Below are 24,806 nucleotides of genomic sequence, written 5' to 3' on the forward strand. Positions count from 1 at the left end.
CACCTCCCCGCAGATTTCGTTGACCACCCGGGAAACGAAGATTGCGGGGGTTTTGCGATGTAAAGGGTGAAGCTCTCATGCTGGTGGTGTATTTCTCCTCGGCGACGGGGAATACACACAAGTTTGTTGAAAAGCTAGGTATCAAAAATGCCCGCATTCCCATCCGTCGCAATGAGCCGGAGCTTATCGTCGATGAGCCCTACGTCCTCATTTGCCCGACTTATGGTGGCGGCGCTTCCATCAGCGGCGGTAACTCGAGGCCAGTTCCTCCGCAGGTCATCAAATTTCTTAACAATGAGCACAACCGCTCTTTCATCCGAGGTGTGATTGCTGCCGGCAATCTCAACTTCGGTGAGGACTTCTGTAAAGCAGGGGATGTCATCTCCTACAAGTGCAAGGTTCCATATCTATATCGCTTCGAGCTGATGGGAACCGACCATGATGTGCAGCGAGTCAGAGAAGGGCTAGAGGAGTTCTTCCACGGTAGAGCCAGCGCTTAAGTTGGCTAGCCTCAGTGTCGAGGGAAGGGGCACTGAGACAACCGAATGGGTGCGCTCGCGGAAGCCGTCGTAAAGCGGTGCGCGAGGAAAATAGCTAGATTGGATTGCTCTGGGCAGTGATTGAACAGACCCTGCGCAGGCAAATGAATATTAAAGGAGTCAACGTGTCGGAAATGGGCAAGCAGGTCGCGGAGCCGGTGGGCGAGGACAAGCTGGATTACCACGCGCTCAATGCGCTGCTGAATCTGTACGGTGAAGACGGCAAGATTCAGTTCGATAAGGACCGCATGGCTGCGCGACAGTTCTTCTTGCAGCATGTCAATCAGAACACTGTGTTCTTCCATAACTTGCGGGAGAAGCTCGATTACCTGGTAGAGAACCATTACTACGAGGCTGAGGTTCTGGAGAAGTACGAATTTGAGGACGTCAAGGCGCTGTTCAAGCAGGCCTACGCCCACAAGTTCCGTTTTCAGACTTTCCTGGGTGCTTACAAGTACTACACCTCGTACACGCTGAAGACTTTCGACGGCAAGCGTTACTTGGAGCGCTACGAAGACCGTGTGTGCATGGTTGCACTTACGCTTGCCGACGGCGACTTGGGGCTCGCGCAGCACCTGGTTGATGAGATCATCGCCGGACGCTTCCAGCCTGCTACTCCTACATTCCTCAACTCCGGTAAGGCCCAGCGCGGCGAGCCGGTGAGCTGCTTCCTGCTGCGTATCGAGGACAACATGGAGTCCATTGGCCGCGCCATCAACTCCTCGCTGCAGCTGTCCAAGCGCGGCGGTGGTGTGGCGCTGCTGCTGAGCAACCTGCGTGAACAGGGCGCTCCGATTAAGCACATCGAGAATCAGTCTTCCGGTGTCATCCCGGTTATGAAGCTGCTGGAGGACTCCTTCTCCTACGCTAACCAGCTGGGTGCTCGCCAGGGAGCAGGCGCTGTCTACCTGCACGCGCACCACCCGGACATCATGCGCTTCCTGGATACCAAGCGTGAGAACGCGGACGAGAAGATTCGCATCAAGTCGCTGTCGCTCGGCGTTGTCATTCCGGACATCACGTTCGAGCTGGCCAAGCGTAACGACGACATGTACCTCTTCAGCCCGTACGATGTCGAGCGTGTCTACGGTAAGCCGTTCGCGGACATTAGCATCACCGAGAATTACGCGGATATGGTCGAGGACCCGCGTATTCGTAAGCAGAAGATCAACGCGCGTCAGTTCTTCCAGACCATCGCTGAGATTCAGTTTGAGTCCGGCTACCCGTACATCATGTTCGAGGACACGGTTAACCGCGCGAACCCGATTGAGGGCCGCATTAACATGTCGAACCTCTGCTCGGAGATTCTGCAGGTCAACACCCCGTCGACCTACAATGCGGACCTGTCCTACGAGCACGTGGGTGAGGACATTTCCTGTAACCTCGGTTCGCTGAATATTGCGATGACCATGGACTCGCCGGACTTTGGTCGCACTGTCGAGACTGCCATCCGTGGCCTGACTGCGGTCAGTGAGCAGACTTCTATTGACTCGGTGCCATCGATTCGCAAGGGCAACGACGGATCTCACGCCATCGGCCTGGGGCAGATGAACCTGCACGGCTACCTTGGCCGCGAGAAGATTATGTACGGCTCGGAAGAAGGCCTGGACTTCACCAACGCCTACTTCGCAGCAGTGCTCTACGCAGTCCTGCGCGCATCCAACAAGATTGCTCGCGAGCGCGGTCAGAAGTTCGTCAACTTTGAGAACTCCGACTACGCCAGCGGCAAGTACTTCGATAACTTCGATCCGGCAGAGTTCCAGCCGAAGACTCAGCACGTCAAGGAGATCTTCGAGAACTCCACCGCGCACATTCCGGACGCTGAGGACTGGGCACAACTGAAGGCCGACGTCATGGAGTACGGCCTGTTCAACCGCAACCTGCAGGCAGTGCCGCCGACCGGTTCGATTTCCTACATCAACAACTCGACCTCGTCGATTCACCCGATTGCATCTCAGATTGAGATCCGCAAGGAGGGCAAGATCGGTCGCGTGTACTACCCGGCTCCGCACTTGGACAATGACAACCGTGAGTACTTCCAGGACGCCTACGAAATCGGCTACGAGAAGATCATTGACACTTACGCGGTCGCTACCAAATATGTTGACCAGGGACTGTCACTGACCTTGTTCTTCAAGGACACGGTGAGCACTCGTGACCTCAACCGTGCGCAGATTTACGCATGGCGCAAGGGTATTAAGACTCTGTACTACATCCGCCTGCGTCAGGTTGCGCTGGAGGGTACTGAGGTCGAGGGTTGCGTATCCTGCATGCTTTAAGCAAGCGTGCTTGAGGGCTAGGCATCTAGTGCTTCAGTTGTAGCGCATTGAAGGCGCGAGAATTTCCCCGAGTTTTGCCGGGAGATTCTCGCGCCTTTTTCGTCACTCCACCCAATTGGGAACAAATGTAAATATCACTATTGACGGTTGTAATCCAGGTAATTAACCTGGGCAGTGGTACACCAATGTTCGCATAATTTTCACCCACGGCTAGTGGGGGAAGGGGCTGGAAGCCATGTCCGATACCACTGGTAAGAGCACTCCACACATCAACCCAAAGGGTGCGCCGATTGCAGAAACCATTTTGTTGCCAGGTGACCCGCTGCGTGCCAAGTTCATTGCGGAGACCTATTTGGATGATGTCGTTCAGTTCAACGAAGTTCGCAACATGTTGGGCTTTACCGGCACCTACCAGGGGCAGGAAGTGTCCGTCATGGGATCCGGTATGGGCATTCCGTCTATCTCGCTGTACTCCTGGGAACTTATCCATGTTTTCGGCTGCAAGAAGCTGATTCGCGTCGGTTCCTGCGGCGCGTTGCAGCCGGAGCTGGACCTGTATGACGTGGTTATCGGCCAGACGGCGTCGACGGACTCCAATTTTCTATCGCAGTACAACTTGCCGGGGACATTCGCCCCGTCCGCATCTTTCCGTCTGATTGAAGATGTTCGCGATCGCGCCCGTGAGCAGGGCATCACTACGCACGTCGGCAACATCTTGTCCAGCGATATTTTCTACAACTTCCAGGATGATGTGAACGACCGTTGGGCACGCATGGGTGTGCTGGCGGTGGAGATGGAATCTGCTGGCCTTTATGCCACTGCCGCCGAGGCCGGTGTGGAGGCCATGGGAATCTTCACTGTGTCGGACAACATCGTCACCGGTGGAAAGACCACTCCGGAGGAACGTGAGAAGGCCTTCACGACGATGATGGAGCTGGCATTGCCGCTGGCTCGACTCTAGTGTCCTGGTCTGCAATCAATCGGCTTGAAGTGTGAAATAGGTACAGTGCGATGAGCAATCCCGCCAGCAATACCAGCTTGAACGTGAATCCCTCCCAAAGCGCAGCATCCAAGGCTGCTGCGCCAAACCCTAAGGCCGCAGTCCCGGTCTTGCTGTTTTCCTTTGTATTCTGTTTGGTCTTGGACAATGGCTTTAAGTTCATGACCAAGCCGATTGCGGAATCTCTGGACCTCAGTGTCTCCACGGCCAGTCTGCAGGCGACACTCGCCGGTATCTTGATTGGCATTGGAGCGGTGGTGTACGCCGCATTGGCGGACAGCATCAGTATCCGCAAATTGATGATTGTCGGTATCGGCTTTGTCGCCGTGGGCTCTCTACTGGGTTATTTCTTCCAGGGAGTATGGCCAATCGTGCTTACTGCCCGCATTATTCAAACTGCCGGCCTGGCGGCGGCTGAGACACTCTACGTCATCTATGTCACCAAGTACCTAAGCCCAGAAGATCAGAAAACCTACCTCGGCTTTTCCACCGCGGCCTTCCAAGCTGCGCTGTTGATTGGAACGTTGACCTCGGGAATCGTGGCTACCTACATTTCCTGGCCGGCTATGTTCCTGATTTCGCTCATTCTGATAGTTGCCATTCCGTTCCTGATTAAGACTGTTCCGGAAGAGCAGCAGCAGAAGAGCCACCTGGATATCTTTGGCCTGTTCCTCATCGCGGTCATCGCCACTGCGGTGATGCTGTTCATGCAGCAGTTCCAATGGTGGTGGTTGGCGGCCGCTGCGCTGGGCGTCGCGCTCTTTGTCTCGCATATCCGGACACATGACAACGCCGTGGTCAGCCCGTCGTTCTTTACCAATGCTCGCTACGTTTGCGCGCTGATTGTTGTGCTCGTGGTTTACATGGTCCAGTTGGGGTATTCGGCCATTCTGTTGCCGTACATGGTCGACGAGCTCTATGGCATCAATCTCGACGGTGCTGCCTATATCCTCGCGCCGGGCTACCTCTGCGCTGTCATCGTCGGTGTAATGTCTGGCAAGGTTGCCAAGTTCCTGCCCTCGAAGCAGGCCATTGTCGCAGCTATCAGCATCATCATCGTGGCGTTGCTCATCCCCGCAGTGCTGCCGGGGGCCGGTGTTGCCACGGTTATCGTCTCCATGATTCTGTTCCCATCAGGGTTCGCGCTCATGTATGCGCCGTTGGTCGCGACCGCACTGCAGAACATTCCCGCGGCCAAGTCTGGTGTTGCAATCGGTTTCTACAATCTGACGATCAACATTGCCGTCCCGGTTGGCATCGCGTTAACGGCCATGCTTGTTGATTCTCGACCGGCCTTCTTCAGCACCCTCTCCATCGCGCAGTCTGAAGCAGAAGGGGTCTCCGCTACCATCGCTTGGTTGCTCGCGCTCATGGCTGTCGTAGGTTTGCTGGTGTACGTCATCTCCGACCGCATCATCAACGACACCGCAGAAAACCGAGAGAAGGTTCACGCCTAGGCTCGCGCAACATCTTGCGCTTGCTGCTTGACGACGGACATTGCGTCGTCAAGCACCTTTTTCTTTGTGTGACGTGGTTGCCTGAGGGGGAGGGGTACAAATAAAAGGTGTTCATTGGAGAGTTGGCCAACAGCGGTGTGCTGAAAGAGGGCAGTGTGGGTAAGCTGCTAAGGGTAGTGGCTCCTTTCATCGGGAGCCTGACGTTTTGTAGTGGGACAAGGCTGGAATAGCCACCGCTGCAGCCGCTGTTTTTGGACTCATAAAGAGTGAAGGACGTTCCTTATATATAAGGTGTGTTCGAAAAACGGCAATATCAATGAAAAAGGGAGAGGTTTCCACGTGAGTTTCGATGATTGCCCACCCTCGACTCCGGCCCACCGTGAGAAGAATCCAGAGTCGCGTGCATGCCCAGTTGCGGCTATTGACTGGAACACGATTCCTGATGACAAGGATCTCGAGGTTTGGGATCGTCTGACCGGTAACTTCTGGTTGCCGGAAAAGGTGCCGCTGTCGAATGACATCAAGAGCTGGAATACGCTCAACGCACTGGAGCAGCGCACCACGATGCGCGTGTTCACTGGTCTGACCATGCTGGACACCATCCAGGGCACAGTTGGCGCAGTATCGCTCATCCCGGATGCGCTGACTCCGCACGAGGAAGCTGTGTACACCAATATCGCCTTCATGGAATCGGTGCACGCAAAGAGCTACTCGTCGATTTTCCAGACGCTGGCGTCGACTCCTGAAATTCAGGATGCGTTCCGTTGGGGCGAGGAGAATGAGTACCTGCAGAAGAAGGCCAAGATCATCCTCGACTACTACGAGGGCGATAATCCGCAGAAGAAGAAGGTCGCTTCCACTTTGCTGGAGTCCTTCCTGTTCTACTCGGGCTTCTACCTGCCGATGTACTGGTCCAGCCACGCCAAGCTGACCAACACCGCGGACATTATTCGCCTAATCATTCGTGATGAGGCAGTTCACGGTTACTACATCGGTTACAAGTACCAGCGCAACCTGGAGCGTCTGACCCAGGCCGAACGTGACGAGCTGAAGGATTACACCTTCGACCTCATGTTTGATCTCTACGACAACGAGATTCAGTACACCGAAGAGATGTACGACGAACTCGGTTGGACCGAGGATGTCAAGCGTTTCCTGCGTTACAACGGCAACAAGGCTCTAAACAACTTGGGCTATGAGGGTATGTTCCCGGCCGACGAGACTCGCGTTTCGCCGTCGATTCTGTCGGCCCTGTCGCCGAATGCTGACGAAAACCACGACTTCTTCTCGGGTTCCGGCTCTTCCTACGTCATGGGTAAGGCTGAAGTAACCGAGGATGAGGACTGGGACTTCTAAAAGCACAGGTGTAGGGAACATTCCGCATCGAGCCTCACTCTGGTGACAGCACACACACGGGGGTAGTAGTCCTAGCCTCGACGGTTCCTGCTAAAAAGGCGTTAGCCCAGGTTAAGACAATTCTCAGGAAACTAATAGTGTGCTTAGCTGAGTGGGGAAGTGAGCCGGAAAATCCCTTAGCCTTAACTTTTTCCAAGGTTCAGACTAGAATCTGGCACATAGCGGTAGGTGGGTTCGCCGTCGAGTACTCGCCTGCACTATTCTCACAAGGACAAAACTTAAAATCCCTGTAGTGAGTTACAGGAAATCTTCGCGTAGTAAGGAGGAAGAATGACTGCAGTAGCGCCTCGTCCAGATCATGGCGTTGTAGCGCCGGAACGGCCGCAGCCGTTCGGACATGAGCGTAAGGGCAGCTGGGCGTGGGAAATGCTGACCACGACCGACCACAAGAAGCTGGGCATTATGTACATCATTATGTCCTTCTCGTTCTTCTTTGTCGGCGGTCTGATGGCTCTGCTTATCCGTGCTGAGCTCTTCGCCCCAGGACTTCAGTTCCTTTCTAACGAGCAGTTCAACCAGATGTTCACCATGCACGGCACGGTGATGCTGCTTCTGTTCGGTACCCCGATTGTTTGGGGTTTTGCTAACTACATTCTGCCGCTTCAGATTGGTGCTCCGGACGTGGCTTTCCCGCGTCTGAACTCTTTCGGCTTCTGGCTGACCACTGTTGGTGGCATTCTGATGCTGTCGGGCTTCTTGACTCCGGGTGGTGCTGCTGACTTCGGTTGGACCATGTACTCTCCGCTGTCTGACCCGATTCACTCCCCGGGTGTCGGTTCTGACCTGTGGATCGTCGGTGTCGGTATCGGTGGTGTCGGTACCATCGCTTCCGCTATTAACATGACCACCACTGTCCTGTGCCTCCGTGCACCGGGCATGACCATGTTCCGTATGCCGATTTTCACCTGGAACATCCTGGTTACCTCGATCCTGGCTCTGCTGATCTTCCCGATCCTGACTGCAGCTGCTCTTGGTGTTCTGTACGACCGTAAGCTGGGCGGTCACATTTACGACCCGGCAAACGGTGGCGCCATGCTGTGGCAGCACCTGTTCTGGTTCTTCGGTCACCCAGAGGTCTACGTTCTGCTGTTGCCGTTCGTGGGCATCATTACTGAGGTTGTTCCGGTCTTCTCCCGTAAGCCGCTGTTCGGCTACGCAGGTATGGTCTTCGCAACCCTGTCTATTGCAGGTCTGTCCATGGCTGTGTGGGCGCACCACATGTTCGTGACCGGTGGCGTTCTGCTTCCGTTCTTCTCGTTCATGACCTTCCTGATTTCGGTACCGACCGGTGTTAAGTTCATCAACTGGATGGGTACCATGTGGCGCGGCCACATGACCTTTGAGTCTCCGATGACCTTCGCTCTCGGCTTCATCGTGACCTTCCTGTTCGGTGGTCTGACCGGTATTATGCTGGCCTCCCCGCCGCTGGACTTCCACGTCTCTGACACCTACTTCGTCGTGGCACACTTCCACTACACCCTGTTCGGTACTCTGGTCTTCGCTTCCTACTCGGGCGTTTACTTCTGGTTCCCGAAGATGACCGGTCGTATGCTCGACGAGAAGCTGGCTAAGGTTCACTTCTGGCTGACCTTCATCGGCTTCAACCTGACCTTCCTGGTCCAGCACTGGCTGGGTAACGAGGGTATGCCACGTCGTTACGCCGACTACCTCGAGACTGACGGTTTCACAACCCTGAACATGATCTCCACCGTTGGTGCGTTCATCCTGGGGCTGTCTGTTATCCCGTTTGTCTGGAACGTCTTCAAGTCCTGGCGCTACGGTGAGGTCGTCACTGTTGATGACCCGTGGGGTTACGGTAACTCCCTCGAGTGGGCTACTTCTTGCCCGCCGCCGCGCCACAACTTCACCTCGATGCCGCGCATCCGCTCGGAGCGCCCGGCGTTCGAGCTGCACTACCCGCACATGGTTGAGCGTCAGCGCGCAGAGGCCCACGTTGGTCGTCAGCTCTAAGAGCTAGTGGCTACATGGCTGATGCAACTCTGAGTTAATAACTACGCGAAGCTAAGGCCCCATCACGGTTCTCCGTGATGGGGCCTTAGTCTTGTCTTTGAGAGTCTTTCCTAGGGAAGAGGCAGTAGGAGAGCGCAGGGAGAGCAGGGGGCGCAGGGAGCGCCAGAAGGGCAAGAGAGCAAGGCGATGGCTAGCGCCTGTCACTGGCCACCCACTGAAGTGCGGAATCCCACTATGCGATGAGCACTCTGCCGGGGCTTCATGCGATACTGGATTGGTGAATGAACAGGTAACTACCTCTCCCAGTCAGTCTGTAGATACCGATGCTCTATCGGTTTCGTTGGCACCGGGACTAGCTCCGGTGCTTATTACCGCTGTCGGCCGAGACCGCCCGGGTGTCTCCGCAGCTTTCTTCCGCGTGCTCGCGGCCCACGGAGTTCAAATTTTGGATGTGGAACAGTCGGTGTTCCGCTCTAATCTGAGCCTCGGTGCGCTTGTTGGTGTCACAGAAGAAAAGGTCGGTGTTCTCCGTGAGGGACTCATTGAAACACTGAAGCCTCACGGCATGACTGTCAGTTTCCAGCTGGATGCCCCGATTGAGCGCAGCGATGGCTCCACCCACGCACTTGTCGTGTTGGGCAATCCGGTCAACGCTGAGGATATTTCCCGTATCGGCCGCACTCTTGCTGATTACGGTGCAAACATCGATTCCATTCGCGGCATTGCTGACTACCCAGTCACTGGCCTGGAATTGCTGGTCTCTATTCCGGACCCGAAGCCGGGTGCGGGCATTCCGCTGCGTAAGGCACTGGCCGAGCTTGCACAGGACCAGGACATTGACATCGCAATTGAACGCGCTGGTTTGCAGCGACGCTCCAAGCGCTTGATTTGTTTCGATGTAGACTCGACCTTGATTACCGGTGAGGTCATTGAGATGCTGGCCGCCCATGCTGGTCGCGAGGCGGAGGTTGCAGCGGTTACAGAGCGCGCTATGCGCGGTGAGCTGGACTTCGCCGAGTCACTGCATGAACGAGTTAAGGCTCTGGCTGGCCTGCCGGTCAGCGTCCTAGAGGAAGTCACTAACTCCATCGAGCTGACTCCAGGCGCCCGCACCACGATCCGCACGCTGAAGCGCCTCGGTTACAAGTGTGGTGCTGTCTCCGGTGGCTTTATCCAGATCTTGGAGCCACTGGCAAAGGATCTCGGTCTGGACTTTTACAAGGCCAACACCCTCGAAGTCGAGGACGGAAAGCTGACTGGACGCGTGGTCGGCGATGTCGTCGATAGGCAGGAGAAGGCCCGCAGCCTCAAGACGTTCGCCGCAGAGTCGGGGCTTCAGATGCATCAGACCGTTGCGGTCGGCGATGGGGCCAATGACATCGATATGTTGTCGGTCGCAGGCCTTGGTATTGCTTTCAATGCCAAGCCGGCGCTAAAGGAAATCGCTGACACGTCCGTCAACGTTCCATTCATGGACTCGATTCTGTTCATGCTGGGCATTTCCCGCGATGAAATCGACGATGCCGACCGCGAAGATGGCACCTTCCGCCGCGTGCCGTTGGAGCAGTAGTGCAACGCGAGGATCACAAGAATCCAGCGGTCACGGACGCATCATCGGTACCGGAGTGGTTCCGTATCGCCCATAACCTCCTGCCGCAACCCGATAGGGAAGACCACGGCGAGGATGTGCCGTGGGCAATGGCTATTGTGCTTGAGGTTCCGAATAAGGAACGCCCCTCGCGCACTGCGCTGCTCCGCGCTGCCGCGATGGCTGTTGTTGCTTGTTGTCTGGACGAACGCGCAGGCGATGACACTTCTGCCTATCAACAAGGTCTGGCGTCTTGGTACGGTGCGCGCATCCGCAAGCTCACACGTCGCGCTCGCAATATCGGCTGGCAACGCGCTCAGCTTGCACCGGGTGTCACCGTGGACGTCGACGGCGCGCAAGCTCGCGCACTAGTGCCAACTCCTGTCGACGAAACCTACCCGGAGATTGCCAAACTACAAATTTCCGGCACCGATTTGCCTTACGACGACCCGGAGAACACATCTCCCGGTGCCCCGGACGACCATGAGAGCGCTGACACCTTTGCTCTGCCAGTGATTTGGGTGGACAAAAACCTGAATATGTCCGTAGGAAAGGTGGCCGCGCAAGTTGGACACGGCTCAATGCTCTATGCGGCCAGCCTGTCGGTCGAGGACGCTTGGACGTGGGCGCAAAGTGGTTATGCGTTAGATGTGAAAGAAGTACCGCGGGAGCAGTGGCCAGCGCCAGAGCTCCGCGCGGTTGAGGTTCAGGATGCCGGGTTTACTGAGATTGCACCCGGTTCAGTCACCGTGGCGGTGACCCCTGGGGCAGTAACTCACGACTGAGCGCGTGCTGCCTCCATGGCCTTGAGATCCTTGCGCAGAATCTTGCCCGTCGCCGACTTCGGGATTTCATCCATGAACTCGACTGCTCGCACCTTCTTGTACGGTGCGACGCGGTCGGCGACGTAGTCCATAATCTCGTCTTCAGTCACCTGCTTGCCCGCCTTGAGGACGACGTAAGCCTTAGGAATCTCCTCGCCGTCGGAGCGAACGACACCACTGCAGGCGGCATCGGCAATATCCGGGTGGCTGAGCAGCACGGACTCGAGCTCGGCCGGTGGAACTTGGTAGCCCTTGTACTTAATCAGTTCCTTGAAGCGGTCGACGATGTACACATTCCCGTGTTCGTCGAGTTCCGCAACGTCGCCGGTACGCAGCCAACCGTCGACAAGCGTCTCTGCCGTCGCCTTCGGGTTGTTGAGGTAGCCCTTCATCACCTGTGGACCATGAATCCATAGCTCACCTGCCTCCGAGCGCCCCTCGGCGGGAACCGGGATTTCCTCAAAGCTGTCGGAGTCAAGGTTGACAATCTTGTACTGAGTGTTGGGGACTGCGCGACCGATCGAGTCCAGCGGACTATCGTGGCCGATGCGGATGTGGGCTGCTGGCGAGGACTCGGTCATGCCGAAGCCCTGTGCGACCACGCAGTCAAGGCGCTTTTCCACCTGTTCCGCGAGGTCAAGTTGGAGAGAAGCGGCACCCGAGAAGATTGTCTCCAGGCTGGACAGGTCAAAGGAATCGACAGCTGGGTGCTTGGCCAGGCCCACAGCTACAGGTGGTGCGATGAACGCGAACTTCACCTTGTGCTCGGCGATGATGGACAGGAAATCGACGAGGTCGAACTTGCCCATGGTGTACTGCGTCGTGCGGCGCCACAGGCACAGATTCAGCAGCGCAGTCAGGCCGTAGATGTGGAAAAACGGCAGGATAGTGACAGCCGGGGTGTCCTCGGTCAGCGCGTTGACTGTAGCTCCACCCGCCTGAGCGACGTTGGCCACCAAGTTGCGGTGAGTGAGCTGGACGCCCTTCGGTACACCGGTGGTTCCCGAGGAAAACGGAATCACGGCAACGTCATCGGGTGATACGTCGACGTCCGGGGCTGCGTGCCCCTCGGCAAGCAGCTCGCCCATGCCGTGGAGACCCGTCAGGCCGATAATCATCTCTTCCGGCAGACCAGCAGCCTCAGCGCCGTGGGCGCCAGCCCAACCGATTGAGGAGGTCGTTAGCATCATCTTCGCGTCAGACATCCGGAGTTGGTTTTCAATGTCCTCCGCAGTTGCCAGCGATGCGACCGTCGTGCAGACAGCCCCCGCGCGTAAGACACCGTGAAGAGCGACCGCGAAGGTTGTCGAGTTGGGGCAGTGGAGAGCCACAACGTCGCCCTTCTTAATCCCACGTGCTGCCAGCGCACCCGCAAACTTCTCAATGCTGGCCTTCAGATCACCGAAGGTGACCTCGGAGCCTGAGTCAACGATTGCAAGCTTGTCCTGGTGGCGTGGCTCAATTTCTCCGAAGAGGAACTCAAAGAGCGAGGTCTCCGGGATGTCGATGTCGGGGAGGTTGCTGGAAAGGGGCATGCAGGAAATCGCCTTTCTAATCTCGCGCACGGCAGCCAAGTGCCCTGCTTCATTAGCCAGGTCACTGCAGCAGTGCTGTGTTTCACATCACAATAATGTATTGGACAGAAAAGCGTGGGATTTTTTCCAGAAACTATGCCTAATCCAGCATCACCTAGTGAGCCCAGACAGCCCCCTCTGAATCAGCTTTGGGTTAGCCGCTGCAACGCTCCAGCCGCAATATCCAGGCTGGTTGTCCGCCAGAAGTCAGGCATCGACGCGGCAATCCAGGAACCATAGCGCGCAGTCGCCAACCGTGAATCCAGCACCGCAACAACCCCGCGGTCATCGACTTGGCGTAGCAGACGACCAGAACCCTGCGCCATCAGCAGCGCTGCATGTGTCGCTGAGACCTCCATAAAACCGTTTCGGCCAGCGGCGTTAGCGGCATCGGAGCGCGCGGACAGGAGCGGGTCGTCGGGGCGGGGGAATGGGATGCGATCGATGATGACACACGATAGCGACGGGCCTGGTACATCGACGCCTTGCCACAGCGTCAGCGTGCCAAACAAGCATGTCTGCGGATTAGCTGCGAAGCGATCAACCAGAGCACCGATAGAGTCATCGCCTTGGCACAGCACGTCGTAAGGCAGGCGCTTGCGCATTTCCTCCGCCGCTGCCTCAGCGCCTCGGCGAGAGGAAAACAGCCCCAGCGTTCGCCCACTAGCGGCGCGGATGAGGCGTTCCATGATCGCGAACTGCTCCGGTGTGGCGCCATCGCGTCCAGGTCGTGGCAGGTCGCGTGCGACGTAGAGGATGCCAGATTTCTGCGGGTCAAAGGGCGTGCCGACGTCCAAGCCATCCCACCCGCCGGAGGGAAGCCCCCAGGCAGCGGCCATAGCATCGAACTTGCCGCCAAGAGCAAGTGTTGCTGAGGTCAAAACGACGGTGGATTCGCCGAAGAGGCGTTCGCGAAGCAGTGCTGCGATGGACAGGGGAGCGACATAAACTGTCTTGTTCTCGCCAAGCCATACGACATCGTCGCTACTGAACTCTAGAATTCGCACGACTGTGTCGTGCATATTCTCCACGGCAGCGCGGACGGTCTGGCGCTCAGTGTTGTCAGAGTCAGAACCCGAACCACCGGAGCCCGACCCGCCAGAGCTGCCTGAACTAGAGGTGCCTAGCGTGGTCTGTAGTTGCCACAGGCTATCGCGGAGCGAAGCTAGCGCTGCTCCAAGCTCACCGGGAATTTCTTCGAGTGCGCCGCTGTAGGCGTCGGCAAGCAATGCGACGGTCTCGCCGAGTAGATCCGTGGCATCGGTGACATCATCCACCTTCTCTGCGGCGCCGAATTTGCGGGCGCGCCGGGCCATCATGGTGATACCGGCAGGGGAGAGCTCGTCGGTGGCAACAGAGGTGATTCGACCGTCGAGCTCGTGAGCCTCGTCAATGACAACGCAGTCGTGCTGCGGCAAAATCATGGCGTCGGAGAGCGCATCGATGGCCAACAGCGCGTGATTGGTGACAACGATGTCGACGTTGGAGGCCTCGCGGCGGGCTTGTTCGGCGAAACACTCCTCGCCGAAAGGGCAGGAAATGGCACCGACGCATTCGCGAGCCGTGACGGAGACCTGCCGCCAGGCTTCGTTGGAAACGCCCTTGTCCAGGCTGTCGCGGTCGCCGGTGTCGGTGTCATTGGCCCACTCGCGTAGTCGCATGACCTCGGCAGCGGTTCGGCTGAGCTGCGCTTCGCTGAGTAGAGCAGTGGGGCCGCCCATAGCGGTCGGCTCGGATTCATCACCGTCCATGACGGGATCTTTGATGACATTTCCGACCTTGGACTTGCACAGGTAGTTCGAGCGGCCCTTGAGGATTGCGAAGGTTGGCGTGCGGGACAAGTGTGGCTCTAGCGAACTGACTAGCCGCGGTAAGTCGCGTTCGACCAGCTGGCGTTGCAGCGCAATGGTCGCCGTGGAAACGATTACAGACTCGTCGGACTCCATTGCTTGCACAATGGCAGGCACCAGGTAGGCTAGCGACTTACCCGTACCGGTACCTGCCTGTACCGCTAGGTGCCGCTCGCGCGCAAAGGCGGAGGCCACCGACCGGGACATTTTGACCTGATTCGGTCGAGTCGTTCCGCCGAGTCCCTTCACTGCCGCATCGAGAAGAGCTTCGATGCTATCCGCGTTATGGACGCTGGCTCTCGGTGAAGCTAGCTCGTCAACATCGTCAACATCGTCAAAGTCCTCAAAGTCGTCCGATAGCTCAGCAAAATCTGCGTGCTCGGGAGTGTCCGACACAGTTCCCCCGCCGCCTAAACGCCGTGAAAACGGACGGACAGTACCGGCTCGTCACGGGAAAGTGCGAGCCCCTCCCACGGAAGGCTGACCAGCGCCTTAACCAAGTGATCGCGGGACTCCTCCAAGGTCGGTAGACCATCGACGACCTCGCCATCGCGCATCATCGGAATGGTCAGATCGCGGTAGTGCAGGTTGCCCACATCCGGGATTTCCGAGCCGAGCGGGAAAGCGATTTCCTCCACGGCGGTACCGGAACGGCGACAGGTACGAATCGCCGCCTTCACGCCACCATGGCTCCGCTTATCCAGAGAACGCTTGGCGACGGGCACCCCATCAACTTCGACCATCTTGTAGACCAGGCCCGCAGTCGGTGCGCCGGAGCCAGTGACTACAGAGGTGCCCACGCCGTAGACATCGACCGGCTCTGCCCTCAGCGCCGCAATGGCGAACTCGTCGAGGTCAGAGGACACTACGATGTTGGTGTTGTGTGCACCCAGGGAGTCCAGCTGCTGACGCACCTGGCGAGCGAGAACTCCGAGGTCGCCGGAGTCAATACGTACACCGCCGAGTTCCGGACCCGCGACCTCAATAGCCGTATTGACGCCCTCGGTGATGTCGTAGGTATCCACCAACAAAGTGGTGTCGGTTCCCAGTGTGTCAATCTGAGCCTTGAAGGCCGCAGCCTCGTTCGTCGTGCCATCTGGGTTGGTGTGCAACAGAGTCCACGCGTGCGCAGCGGTACCGGAGGCTGGGATGTTGTACCGTGCCGCTGCCTCCAAGTTGGAGGTGGCGCTAAAACCTGCCAGGTAGGCGGCGCGGGCAGCAGTCACAGCTGCTTCTTCATGAGTGCGACGCGAACCCATTTCAATAATCGGGCGCCCACCGGCAGCCGTGACCATTCGGGTTGCTGCCGAGGCGATGGCGGAGTCTGCATTGAGAATGGAGAGAATAACAGTCTCCAAAATGACGCACTCGGCGAAAGTGCCTCGCACCGTCAAAATGGGCGAGGCGGGGAAGTAGAGCTCTCCCTCGCGGTAGCCGTCGACTTGGCCACTGAAGGAATAGTTACGCAGGTAATCCAGCGTCCTGTCATCGAGGAAGTCCAGCGAAGCCAGCTGTTCCTCGGTGAAGCGGAAGTTGCGGATAGCATCCAACACACGCGCTGTACCAGCGACAACGCCATAGCGGCGCTCATTCGGTAGACGACGGCCAAACACCTCGAAGGCGACCTGGCGCTCGCCGGATCCGTCGGCAAGCGATGCCTGCAGCATCGTCAGCTCGTACTTATCGGTGAGAAGGGCGGTGGAGGAATGCTTATCAATCACGGTCAATAGTCTAGTCGGCTGAAGCGGGCCGGGGCAGTCGGTTCCGGCGAGCGCGCGCCACTCCGTACTATCCTGGTGCCTATGAGCATGCCAGCAGCAACACCGATGCCCACTATGGATGCCGATGTCGTGACGGAATCGAACCGACCCTGGCAGTGCATTGTGTGGGATGACCAGGTTAATTCGATGAGTTATGTCACCTACGTGTTTCAGATGCTCTTCGGCATGGACCGAAAGAAGGCGCACGCGCTGATGATGACGGTTCACACGGAGGGCAAGGCAATCGTGTCTTCCGGTGAGCGTGACAAGGTGGAGGCCGATGTGAAGAAGCTCCACAAGGCAGGCTTGTGGGCAACAATGGAGCAGGCTGACTAAGCCGATATTCGACAGCGGGAGAGAATTTACATGCGTCCTTGGAAGCGCAAGCGATCCCTTCTCGGCGGTGGCGTCAAGTACGTCACGGCTTTTGAAGGCACGGAGCGGGATTTGCTGCTGAATCTGGCTGCTACTGTGGCGGACTCGCTGATGGAGCGAGCCCGGTCGGCGCCGAAGGATGAGCTCGCGGAAATGACGGGAATGCCTGTCGGACACTCCGAGGCCCCATCCGATCCGAAGCTTGCGCGACTGTTGCCGGACTTCACCAAGCCGGGTGAGGAGAGCGTGGAGGGGGAAAACGCCCTCATGCGCCAGCTGCATGAATCGGAGATTGTAGAGAGCAAGCTCCATTCCCTGCGTGCGATTATCGACGCCCTGGAGCCCGCCGAGTCGGGGCAGGTATCCATTTCGGAAAGTGATGCCCATGCCTGGGTGGCGGGTATCAATGACCTACGTATTTACCTGCATGTTTCCATGGAGAACCTCAATGGCTCCATCGAACAGATTGAGCAGACCGACGCGATGTACCAGTGGCTGTCCTACAACCAAGAGTCACTGTTGGACCAGCTCATGGGTGAGTAGCGAATCCGAGCAAAACCCCGAAAAGATGCAGTAATCAACTGAGGCTAGCTGCCATGAACTGTGGTGAAAGGTGCCGTGGTCGACAATGAATTCTGAGATCTTCGCAATCAGCCCCACCGACATTCGACACCAAGCCAGCAGTGCTGCGCTGGGCACGAGCATCGACATCGGCGCAGGCTGTCTCGACTCCATCGACGGCATCTCCATCGGCCATGCTGCTGAGGGGGATACCGGAGTCACCGTCATCGCCGCTCCAGGCGGCGCTGTCGGCGCTGTCGATGTCCGTGGCGGCGGTCCGGGCACCCGCGAGACCGACCTGCTCGCACCGGAGAATACCGTCGAACGCGCCCACGCTGTCGTTTTGGCTGGCGGCTCCGCGTACGGCCTCGCAGCTGCCGACGGAGTTATGCGCGAACTGCGCGACCGCGGCATTGGCTTTGAGGTCACCCCAACTCGTCCGGATATCCTCGTGCCCATCGTTCCCGGTGCTGTCATCTTCGACTTGCTGTTGGGGGAGCCGACGCTGCCCACCGCTGCACTAGGGCGCGAGGCGTTGTCTCACGCGCTTGACGACGTCCCGGAGGACACTCCCTCCGGCACAGTAGGTGCCGGTGTCGGCGCTATGGCCGGGGCAATCAAGGGTGGTTTTGGACAAGCCCGTGTGACCTCCGCCGATGGTAAGTACTTTGTGGCTGCCGCAATGGTGGTCAACTCCTTTGGTGCGGTCATTGACCCGGAGGGACACCTTTACGGAATGCCCGCGGCTGCCGGTGCCAGCAAGGAGGCATTGGCCCAGCTGGACCAGGTTTTCGTCGGTAGGACCAAGCTTCTCGCCGATGCGGCTGGACACGGGGAATCGTCGGCAAGCACGCGAAACACAACGATTGGCACGTTGATAACCAATGCGCCGGTGACAACTGCGCAGTTGAAGCGGTTGGCGATGTGCGGTCATGATGGGCTGGCGCGAGCGATTCGGCCGGCCCATGCGCCGATGGACGGTGACACGCTGTTTGCCCTCAGCTCGGCCGAGGCGGCGGATAGCGGAAACGCTGAACCCGTGGGCTCGGATGTGGTGACCCTGTTGGCTGCGATGGCGGCCGATGCGGTGCAGATGGCTATTGTCGATGCCGTGATGAGTGCAACAGGCCGCGCGGGAGTAGCCGCGCTGTCAGAGATGCTGGACAAGTAGTGAAGGAAGTTCGCCAATGAATCCGCAATGGAGCTCGGGACAACAGCAGAATTACCAGAACTATGCGCAGTACCCGATGGGCGGTCCCGTGCAGACGCGGCGGAATAATCAGATTGTTCCACAGGATCGCGACGGCGGGCTCGGGGCGGCCATCAGTACGGCTATCGGGTACCTGGCACTTATCTGGACGGTCTTTCTTGTCAACGAATTCATCTTTGGTGGGGCGCTGAACAACTTCGGTGTGCGCCCACGCGAAACCTCGACGCTGTGGGGAATTTTGACCGCACCGCTGCTGCACGCAGATTACGGGCACATTGTGGCGAACTCTCTGCCCGGGGCGTTGTTCGCCGGTTTGATTGCAATGTCGTCGAAGCGGCTATTTTGGCAGGTCACACTCTTGATTACGGTCGTTGGTGGCGGTCTGACATGGCTGGTCGGCGGTGTAAATACCGTCCACATCGGTGCGTCCGGCCTGATTTACGGCTGGCTGGCGTTTTTGGTCGTACGCGGTTTCGTGAATCGTCGGGTGATGCAGATTATTTTGGGCGTGATTCTGGCATCGATGTATTCGGGTCTTATCTGGGGAGTGTTGCCAACACAGATGGCTGTTAGTTGGCAGATGCACCTCTTCGGTGGGCTTGCGGGCATCTGGGCTGCGGTGATGTTTAAGCGTGGTCGTGCGCGTGGCTAAGAGTGCACGCCGCTAAGAGCCCGAGGTACGTGGCATCAGCTTCTGGTGGAATCGGCCTAGAATAGGAGCTTCGGTGTTTGTCCAACGATATAAGGAGTCCAGATAGCGGTGGGAGCAGGAGCAGAAACTCAGGCAGTCAATCAGCTGACAGCGCAGGATAGCGGCTTCCCCGACAGAACAGCACCGATTGGCATCTTTGACTCCGGCGTCGGTGGGCTGACAGTGGCGCGTGCCATCATGGATCAGCTGCCGCACGAGTCGATTATGTACATCGGCGATACTGCTAACGGCCCTTACGGCCCGCTGCGCATCGCCGAGGTTCGTCAGCACGCTGAAGCGATTGCCGATGAACTGGTTGCACGCGGCTGCAAGATGATTGTCATTGCCTGCAACACTGCTTCGGCCGCATTTTTGCGTGATGCCCGCGAGCGCTACCCAGTCCCAGTAGTCGAGGTCATTCTGCCCGCTGTGCGCCGTGCGGTCTCGACCACCAGGAACGGAAAAGTCGGCGTAATCGGTACCGCCGCCACAATTCGCTCTCGTGCCTACCAAGATCTCTTTGATGCGGTGCCCGGCGTGGATGTCTCCGCGGTTGACTGCCCGCGATTCGTGGACTTTGTCGAGCGAGGAATTACCTCTGGTCGCCAGATTCTCGGACTTGCAGAGGGCTACCTCGCGCCATTGCAGGCCGATGGTGTGGACACCCTCGTGCTGGGCTGCACCCACTATCCGCTGCTGTCTGGTGTGATTCAGCTGGCCATGGGGGAGGACGTCGCCCTAGTGTCGTCGGCGGAGGAGACGTCGAAGGATGTTCTGCGCATCCTCACAAAGACGGACATGCTCGCTGGCCCGGAGAGTAATCCGAACCCTGTGCGCACATTTGAATCCACTGGAGATCCGCAAGTTTTTGCATCACTGGCAAAGCGCTTCCTCGGGCCCGGTATTAGCCAGGTCACTATGCATTCCCAAATGTGACCTTTCTTATTAAACCCAGACACTCCATTGGTTTTTTGCTCGTTTTTGATCAATTACATGGCAAGCTTGAAGTATGCGATTGAAGGTTCTGGGATGTACAGGCAGCATGGGTGGCCCATCGGCGCCAGCATCTGGCTACCTCATTGAGCTGGATAACGGTCGAACCTTTGTCATTGATTTGGGTCCCGGTGTCCTCGCCGAATTGCAGAAGATCTCTGATCCTGCAGCTTGTGATTTGTTACTAACTCATGTGCACCCAGACCACACTGCAGACATTCCAGGGCTGCTCGTCTGGCGTCGCTTCCACCCGACAGCCCCGGCGAGTTCCCGGAATCTCCTGGTTGGCCCCGGAGACATTCACGACCGGATAGGCACCATGTGCAAAGCACTGGGAAGTGAAGAAGATGCCAACCTGGAAGACACTTTTGATCAGGTTGTGAGTAACCCCGGTGTGCCACTGTTAGTCGGTGGGGGCGAAGCGGACGGAGGCGCCGTCGTCACGCCGTATAACATGGTCCACCCGGTGCCAGCTGTTGGGTATCGCATTGAAGCAGATGGTCTGACCATTGCGTACACCGGAGATACTGCGTGGACCGATGAATTGGTGGAGCTGGCGCGGGATGCGGATATCTTCATCTGCGAAGCCACATGGTGCAGCAACGAAGAGGGCACCCCACCGGATATGCACCTGACGGGCTACGAGGCCGGAAAGGCAGCGACACTGGCGGGGGTTAAGAAGTTGGTGCTGACTCACATTCCGCCATACGCCGACGGTGAAGAAGCACTACGTGCTGCGAAGAGTACCTTTGCCGGTGACGTTGAATTGGCCTACCTGGGCATGGAGCTAGGCGGCTAGTCTCAGCGACTATCGGGTTTCCGTACAGCTGTCGCACCGCTTTCGCGCCGGGCGGTAGGGTAGTTGGCATGACTACAGCTAATTCCGATTTTCGCCGTGCCGATGGACGCGCGGTTGATGAAATGCGCAAGGTGACCATCACTCGCGGCTTCACCGACAATCCGGCCGGTTCTGTACTGGTTACTTTCGGTAATACGCGTGTAATGTGCACCGCTTCCGTCGAACAGTCGGTGCCGCGATTCAAGCGTGACTCCGGCGAGGGCTGGTTGACCGCTGAGTACTCCATGCTGCCGGCCTCTACCCACGAGCGCATGCCCCGCGAGTCAATGCGCGGCAAGGTCAAGGGTCGCACTCACGAGATTTCCCGTCTGATCGGTCGCTCCTTGCGAGCTGCTATCGACTTGAAGGAACTCGGTGAGAACACCATCAACATCGACTGTGATGTTCTGCAGGCGGATGGTGGTACCCGAACCGCTTCCATCACCGGTGCGTACGTCGCGCTGGCTGATGCCCTGACCTACCTGCATGCAGTGGGCGCTGTTCCGGGCACCCCGCTGAAGGCACCAGTCGCAGCTGTTTCGGTTGGCATTATTGACGGCCGTGTCTGCCTAGATTTGCCTTACGAGGAGGACTCCCGCGCTGAGGTCGACCTCAACGTGGTGATGACCGCAGAGGGCAAGTTCGTCGAAATCCAGGGCACTGGCGAGGAAGGCACCTTCGACCGCGATCAGCTGAATGACATGCTCGACTCGGCGGAAAAGGGTCTGCGTGAGCTCATCGCCCTGCAGCAGGAAGTTCTGCGTGCGCCGTACCCGGGTGAGCTACCGTGAAGCTCCTCGTCGCTACCCGAAATTCTAAAAAACTAGTCGAGCTCGACCGCATCCTGCGTGCGGCGGGTATTGATTCGGTGGAACTTCTTTCGCTTAGCGACGTCCCGGAGTACCCAGAGCGCCCCGAAACCGGTCGCACTTTTGCGGACAACGCCTACATCAAGGCTTTCGATGGTGCGACACACACCGGCTACGCCTGCTTGGCAGACGATTCGGGGCTCAGCGTCGATGAGCTAAACGGCATGCCGGGTGTGCTCTCGGCGCGCTGGTCGGGCACTCACGGTGACGATGTCGCTAACTACGAGCTGCTGCTCGCCCAGATGGGGGACTGCCCAGATGAGCGTCGTACGGCGTCCTTCCGTACCGCCTGCGCGTTGGTCGTCCCCGGTGTCAAGGAGGTGCCGTCCGCGCTTGCCGACGGCGGTTTCCCAGCCGTCCTCGATGAAGCCGGTAATCTGCTGCTGGTTGTGGAGGGGCGCTGGCCTGGCTCCATTCTGCGCGAGCCTGTTGGGGACAATGGGTTCGGCTACGATCCGGTGTTCGCGCCCGCAGTTGGGGAGGGCAACGAAGCTGAGGGGGCCTTGTCTGCGGCACAAATGAGCGCCGAAGACAAGGACGCTTTTAGCCACAGGGGGCGTGCACTGCGTGCCTTGACTCCGGCGCTGAAAATTCTGGCTGAGGTTGAGGCTAAGGGGTAGCCCTGGGGCGAGCCCTCGGGCTGCCGAGAGCCCGCTACTTCAGCTGGAAAGCGGTCTCGACTTCCTCACGGCGCTTCTTCTCGACAAAGAAGGAGAGGAACGGGACCACGCCACCGAGCGCGGTGATAATCCACTTTGCTGGTTCCCAGCGGGCTTTGGTGCCCAGGTTTACGGTGGCAATGAGGAATGCCATGTAGCCGAAGCCGTGAATCTGGGCGGTGTAGAAGAACCACCGCGGCGCGTCGGCGGAGTTGTCGAGGATGAGGTACTTGTAAATCATCTCGGCACACAGCAAGAGCAGCATCACACCCGTGAAGTAGGCGGTGACGGAGAAGTACGTCAGTGCCTTCCTTACGCGCTCTTGACGATCTGGATTGATGTTGGTCACTAAAAGTCCTTTTCTCGAATAAGCAGTTATCGCCTAGGCGTTGGTGCCAGAGTCCGTCGATTGTGTCTCATCCACACGCTGCACCTTTCGCGAGCCATCTGGGTTGGTCGGCAGGAATTCGTCTGGAATTTCCGTCATGACATCGTCTTTAGCCTCAAATGCGGCCTCGCTATTGCCGCTCAGGCGTTCGCGTTCGTACTCCATGTATTTGCGGTAGGCCCAAATAAAGAACAGGCCGAAAGCGGGCCACTGCAGTGCGTAGCCCAGGTTTTGGAATGAGCTGGTTGTGTTCCACCTGCTGAGCTGCCAGTAGGCGAGTGCAAGAGTGGCGCCGACTGCAAGAGCCAAGAAGATTAGTTGCACCACGCGGGTACGGGTGGGAATCTTCGCTGGCTTGTCAGTGGTATTGGAATGCTGTGAAGTGGACACATAACCACCATAGCTAGTCCGTGACCTGCCAAGCTAGCGCGCTTGCTGGATAAGGCAGGGGATGGGACATTAGGAATTCAGCTAGGACATTAGGAAATCTGCGGCAAACCCGTTAAAGTGTGTACAGTCCAAATGAGCTGTGAAAGTTCGTTGCGCCTGTAGGCGGCTAATAAGTAGTCCATGCTTACGGGGACTGTACGGAACTATCACGGATTCGCGACGGGCGCCTGTGGCGGAATTGGCAGACGCGCTGGATTTAGGTTCCAGTGCCTTAGGGCGTGGGAGTTCAAGTCTCCCCAGGCGCACGATAAGCCCAGGTCAGACAGTGTTTTACTGTCTGGCCTTTGGTGTTTTTAGAGGTAACTCCCTGTTCAGGGCGTTTTTGGGTTAATAGGCAAAAGTGTGTCCGCTCGGCGAGTGTACTGCACCCGTGTGCTGTATAACCTCTTGCACCACGGACATACCTACCTCCTTCGGACTTGCTTCAGCATCGAAGGGCACGAACAGAACACCGTCATGGATGCGGGCGTAAACGGTGTTTGCAATTTCAATAATAAGACCGTCTTCCACGTCTCCCAGAGTGATGTTGTCATGTTTCATCATGTCCCGGATTGACACCTTCATTGTTTTTATCTCGCTGCTATTGGGCACAAATTGGGCAAACGGCTGTGTGCTACTGTTTTCCCTAGAACAGAGAAGCCGCTAAAAACGTTTCTACCTGCGCTGATGCGCTCCTGATAGTGACTTAAAACCCCTTTGGGTTCGAGTCCCTGATGGCGCACAGTACAGGCCGGGAAGGTAGAAATACCCTCCCGGTCTTTTTGTCACTTACCCCCGGAGGCTGCTGGTGTTGGAGTTTCCCTTGGGCTGGGGCTTCGGACGATGAAGGTGGCACCGCCGTTGCCTGAAGCGGGCTTGCGCTTCACCAGAAGTGTCCTGCTGCGCAGTAAGCGGCTGCTGGCGAAGCGCAAGCCGTCCAAATGGCCCGAAAAATGGCATGAAAGTGTCATAAACTCGCACAGTTTCACATTTGCAGCCCGTGATTTTGGGGTTGTCACGGGGGGAAGCAGTAAAAAGTGTGTCCGGCATGGCTAGCTGTGAATAAAAAGGCAATCGAATCTGTCGATACAATGACGCTGATCGAATCGAATCTTGAATCGCAAGGTAGAAGCAGGGAGGCAGCATGAGCATCTCGATGCATCTGGATGAGTACATGGCGCGTCGTGGCATAGTTCCCGACGACACTGTGGTCAACGATGATCCCTGCGCAATCTTCGACGGCAAGGTCGAGCGCGATGGTAAGTCGCAGCAGGATCTTGAAGAGTCGGAGCGGCGCTTAGAGGAAGCGGAGTCCGCAATTCTGGATATGTTAGGCGGTTAATCGAGGAAAGATTGAGCGTTCTCGGCGCCCATTGACACGCATTCCGGGTGTGATGTTCATCACCGATTGGGCATAAATTGGCTCGGTCTTCCGGGTTTTATTTTCCACTGCCGGCGCTGCCAGGGTGGTGAAGCGCAAGCAACTTCTCGACAGGAGAACACTGTTTCCTACCTGCGAAGTTCTTGCGCTTTCG

At 57.6% G+C, this 24,806-nt stretch carries 23 protein-coding genes and 1 tRNA gene; 18 read left to right on the forward strand and 6 right to left on the reverse strand.

The features are described from left to right. Window positions 1-77: 77 nt before the first annotated feature. From nrdI to NQ014_RS09070, 8 genes are all read left to right on the forward strand, one after another. Window positions 78-500, forward strand: coding sequence for a class Ib ribonucleoside-diphosphate reductase assembly flavoprotein NrdI (gene nrdI / locus NQ014_RS09035; RefSeq protein WP_239393061.1), 423 nt, complete (start codon window positions 78-80; stop codon window positions 498-500). A gap of 173 nt (window positions 501-673) precedes the next feature. Next, on the forward strand, window positions 674-2,818 hold the full coding sequence (nrdE, locus tag NQ014_RS09040; protein WP_172620253.1) for a class 1b ribonucleoside-diphosphate reductase subunit alpha: 2,145 nt from the start codon (window positions 674-676) through the stop codon (window positions 2,816-2,818). Between the two features lie 235 nt (window positions 2,819-3,053). After that, window positions 3,054-3,779 carry a purine-nucleoside phosphorylase gene (gene deoD / locus NQ014_RS09045; RefSeq protein WP_038627983.1) on the forward strand — a complete coding sequence of 242 codons (726 nt, stop codon included), beginning with the start codon at window positions 3,054-3,056 and terminating at the stop codon, window positions 3,777-3,779. Between the two features lie 50 nt (window positions 3,780-3,829). Further along, window positions 3,830-5,275 carry an MFS transporter gene (locus tag NQ014_RS09050; protein ID WP_257074929.1) on the forward strand — a complete coding sequence of 482 codons (1,446 nt, stop codon included), beginning with the start codon at window positions 3,830-3,832 and terminating at the stop codon, window positions 5,273-5,275. A 339-nt stretch (window positions 5,276-5,614) separates the two neighbouring features. Continuing rightward, window positions 5,615-6,631 (forward strand): class 1b ribonucleoside-diphosphate reductase subunit beta, encoded by a 1,017-nt coding sequence (gene nrdF, locus NQ014_RS09055; RefSeq protein WP_016422253.1) that lies wholly within the window; start codon window positions 5,615-5,617, stop codon window positions 6,629-6,631. A 330-nt stretch (window positions 6,632-6,961) separates the two neighbouring features. Continuing rightward, complete coding sequence (ctaD, locus tag NQ014_RS09060; RefSeq protein WP_257074933.1) at window positions 6,962-8,662, forward strand: cytochrome c oxidase subunit I; 1,701 nt, start codon at window positions 6,962-6,964, stop codon at window positions 8,660-8,662. A 277-nt stretch (window positions 8,663-8,939) separates the two neighbouring features. After that, window positions 8,940-10,232, forward strand: a complete 1,293-nt coding sequence (gene serB, locus NQ014_RS09065; RefSeq protein ID WP_257074936.1) for a phosphoserine phosphatase SerB — start codon at window positions 8,940-8,942, stop codon at window positions 10,230-10,232. Then, window positions 10,232-11,035, forward strand: a complete 804-nt coding sequence (locus tag NQ014_RS09070; RefSeq protein WP_257074937.1) for an aminoacyl-tRNA hydrolase — start codon at window positions 10,232-10,234, stop codon at window positions 11,033-11,035. The genes serB and NQ014_RS09070 overlap by 1 nt, the downstream gene beginning before the upstream one ends. Here NQ014_RS09070 and NQ014_RS09075 read toward each other — a convergent pair. The 3 genes from NQ014_RS09075 to NQ014_RS09085 form a co-directional block, all read right to left on the reverse strand. After that, a complete protein-coding gene (locus NQ014_RS09075) occupies window positions 11,026-12,609 on the reverse strand; it encodes an AMP-binding protein (protein ID WP_042388489.1) in 1,584 nt (527 codons plus the stop codon). The two genes, NQ014_RS09070 and NQ014_RS09075, sit on opposite strands and share 10 nt — an antisense overlap. A 182-nt stretch (window positions 12,610-12,791) precedes the next feature. Then, window positions 12,792-14,771 carry an ATP-dependent DNA helicase gene (locus NQ014_RS09080; RefSeq protein WP_257074967.1) on the reverse strand — a complete coding sequence of 660 codons (1,980 nt, stop codon included), beginning with the start codon at window positions 14,769-14,771 and terminating at the stop codon, window positions 12,792-12,794. A gap of 137 nt (window positions 14,772-14,908) precedes the next feature. Continuing rightward, a complete protein-coding gene (locus NQ014_RS09085; RefSeq protein ID WP_016422259.1) occupies window positions 14,909-16,219 on the reverse strand; it encodes a nicotinate phosphoribosyltransferase in 1,311 nt (436 codons plus the stop codon). Window positions 16,220-16,300: 81 nt separating this feature from the next. On the opposite strand from NQ014_RS09085, the gene clpS reads away from it, so the two are divergent. From clpS to NQ014_RS09125, 8 genes are all read left to right on the forward strand, one after another. Then, window positions 16,301-16,594 carry an ATP-dependent Clp protease adapter ClpS gene (gene clpS, locus NQ014_RS09090; protein ID WP_005511165.1) on the forward strand — a complete coding sequence of 98 codons (294 nt, stop codon included), beginning with the start codon at window positions 16,301-16,303 and terminating at the stop codon, window positions 16,592-16,594. A 30-nt stretch (window positions 16,595-16,624) separates the two neighbouring features. After that, complete coding sequence (locus tag NQ014_RS09095; protein WP_005511188.1) at window positions 16,625-17,176, forward strand: DUF2017 domain-containing protein; 552 nt, start codon at window positions 16,625-16,627, stop codon at window positions 17,174-17,176. A gap of 85 nt (window positions 17,177-17,261) precedes the next feature. Next, a complete protein-coding gene (locus NQ014_RS09100) occupies window positions 17,262-18,365 on the forward strand; it encodes a P1 family peptidase (protein ID WP_257074939.1) in 1,104 nt (367 codons plus the stop codon). Between the two features lie 16 nt (window positions 18,366-18,381). After that, entirely contained in the window at window positions 18,382-19,056 is a 675-nt protein-coding gene (locus NQ014_RS09105) for a rhomboid family intramembrane serine protease (protein ID WP_016422263.1), read from the forward strand. Window positions 19,057-19,164: 108 nt separating this feature from the next. Continuing rightward, entirely contained in the window at window positions 19,165-20,031 is an 867-nt protein-coding gene (murI, locus tag NQ014_RS09110) for a glutamate racemase (protein WP_373467718.1), read from the forward strand. A gap of 73 nt (window positions 20,032-20,104) precedes the next feature. Beyond that, window positions 20,105-20,887 (forward strand): MBL fold metallo-hydrolase, encoded by a 783-nt coding sequence (locus tag NQ014_RS09115; protein ID WP_257074940.1) that lies wholly within the window; start codon window positions 20,105-20,107, stop codon window positions 20,885-20,887. Window positions 20,888-20,955: 68 nt separating this feature from the next. Then, entirely contained in the window at window positions 20,956-21,717 is a 762-nt protein-coding gene (rph, locus tag NQ014_RS09120; RefSeq protein WP_005511207.1) for a ribonuclease PH, read from the forward strand. Then, window positions 21,714-22,415 (forward strand): non-canonical purine NTP pyrophosphatase, encoded by a 702-nt coding sequence (locus NQ014_RS09125; RefSeq protein ID WP_070603398.1) that lies wholly within the window; start codon window positions 21,714-21,716, stop codon window positions 22,413-22,415. Before rph ends, NQ014_RS09125 begins: the two co-directional genes overlap by 4 nt. A gap of 34 nt (window positions 22,416-22,449) precedes the next feature. On the opposite strand, the gene NQ014_RS09130 is transcribed toward NQ014_RS09125, so the two are convergent. Beyond that, the gene (locus NQ014_RS09130) at window positions 22,450-22,803 is read right to left on the reverse strand and encodes a DUF3817 domain-containing protein (protein WP_005511118.1); all 354 of its coding nucleotides are present in this window, start codon (window positions 22,801-22,803) and stop codon (window positions 22,450-22,452) included. Window positions 22,804-22,836: 33 nt separating this feature from the next. Then, a complete protein-coding gene (locus NQ014_RS09135) occupies window positions 22,837-23,232 on the reverse strand; it encodes a hypothetical protein (RefSeq protein ID WP_016422268.1) in 396 nt (131 codons plus the stop codon). A gap of 223 nt (window positions 23,233-23,455) precedes the next feature. On the opposite strand from NQ014_RS09135, the gene NQ014_RS09140 reads away from it, so the two are divergent. Then, a tRNA-Leu gene (locus NQ014_RS09140) sits at window positions 23,456-23,537 on the forward strand. Window positions 23,538-23,619: 82 nt separating this feature from the next. On the opposite strand, the gene NQ014_RS09145 is transcribed toward NQ014_RS09140, so the two are convergent. After that, window positions 23,620-23,835: a hypothetical protein gene (locus tag NQ014_RS09145; RefSeq protein WP_257074945.1), complete on the reverse strand. Its 216-nt coding sequence runs from the start codon at window positions 23,833-23,835 to the stop codon at window positions 23,620-23,622. Window positions 23,836-24,415: 580 nt separating this feature from the next. Here NQ014_RS09145 and NQ014_RS09150 point away from each other — a divergent pair. Next, window positions 24,416-24,613, forward strand: a complete 198-nt coding sequence (locus NQ014_RS09150; RefSeq protein ID WP_257074947.1) for a hypothetical protein — start codon at window positions 24,416-24,418, stop codon at window positions 24,611-24,613. Window positions 24,614-24,806: the final 193 nt, after the last annotated feature.

Source organism: Corynebacterium sp. 5QC2CO (genome assembly GCF_024580435.1).
Taxonomy (GTDB): Bacteria; Actinomycetota; Actinomycetes; order Mycobacteriales; family Mycobacteriaceae; genus Corynebacterium; species Corynebacterium jeikeium_D.

Bases quoted from the DNA above. Each gene is read 5' to 3' on its own strand.
- nrdI (WP_239393061.1), top strand. From the start codon at position 78: ATGCTGGTGGTGTATTTCTCCTCGGCGACGGGGAATACACACAAGTTT.
- nrdE (WP_172620253.1), top strand. From the start codon at position 674: ATGGGCAAGCAGGTCGCGGAGCCGGTGGGCGAGGACAAGCTGGATTAC.
- deoD (WP_038627983.1), top strand. From the start codon at position 3,054: ATGTCCGATACCACTGGTAAGAGCACTCCACACATCAACCCAAAGGGT.
- NQ014_RS09050 (WP_257074929.1), top strand. From the start codon at position 3,830: ATGAGCAATCCCGCCAGCAATACCAGCTTGAACGTGAATCCCTCCCAA.
- ctaD (WP_257074933.1), top strand. From the start codon at position 6,962: ATGACTGCAGTAGCGCCTCGTCCAGATCATGGCGTTGTAGCGCCGGAA.
- NQ014_RS09075 (WP_042388489.1), bottom strand. From the start codon at position 12,609: ATGCCCCTTTCCAGCAACCTCCCCGACATCGACATCCCGGAGACCTCG.
- clpS (WP_005511165.1), top strand. From the start codon at position 16,301: ATGAGCATGCCAGCAGCAACACCGATGCCCACTATGGATGCCGATGTC.
- NQ014_RS09095 (WP_005511188.1), top strand. From the start codon at position 16,625: ATGCGTCCTTGGAAGCGCAAGCGATCCCTTCTCGGCGGTGGCGTCAAG.
- NQ014_RS09100 (WP_257074939.1), top strand. From the start codon at position 17,262: ATGAATTCTGAGATCTTCGCAATCAGCCCCACCGACATTCGACACCAA.
- NQ014_RS09105 (WP_016422263.1), top strand. From the start codon at position 18,382: ATGAATCCGCAATGGAGCTCGGGACAACAGCAGAATTACCAGAACTAT.
- NQ014_RS09115 (WP_257074940.1), top strand. From the start codon at position 20,105: ATGCGATTGAAGGTTCTGGGATGTACAGGCAGCATGGGTGGCCCATCG.
- rph (WP_005511207.1), top strand. From the start codon at position 20,956: ATGACTACAGCTAATTCCGATTTTCGCCGTGCCGATGGACGCGCGGTT.
- NQ014_RS09145 (WP_257074945.1), bottom strand. From the start codon at position 23,835: ATGATGAAACATGACAACATCACTCTGGGAGACGTGGAAGACGGTCTT.
- NQ014_RS09150 (WP_257074947.1), top strand. From the start codon at position 24,416: ATGAGCATCTCGATGCATCTGGATGAGTACATGGCGCGTCGTGGCATA.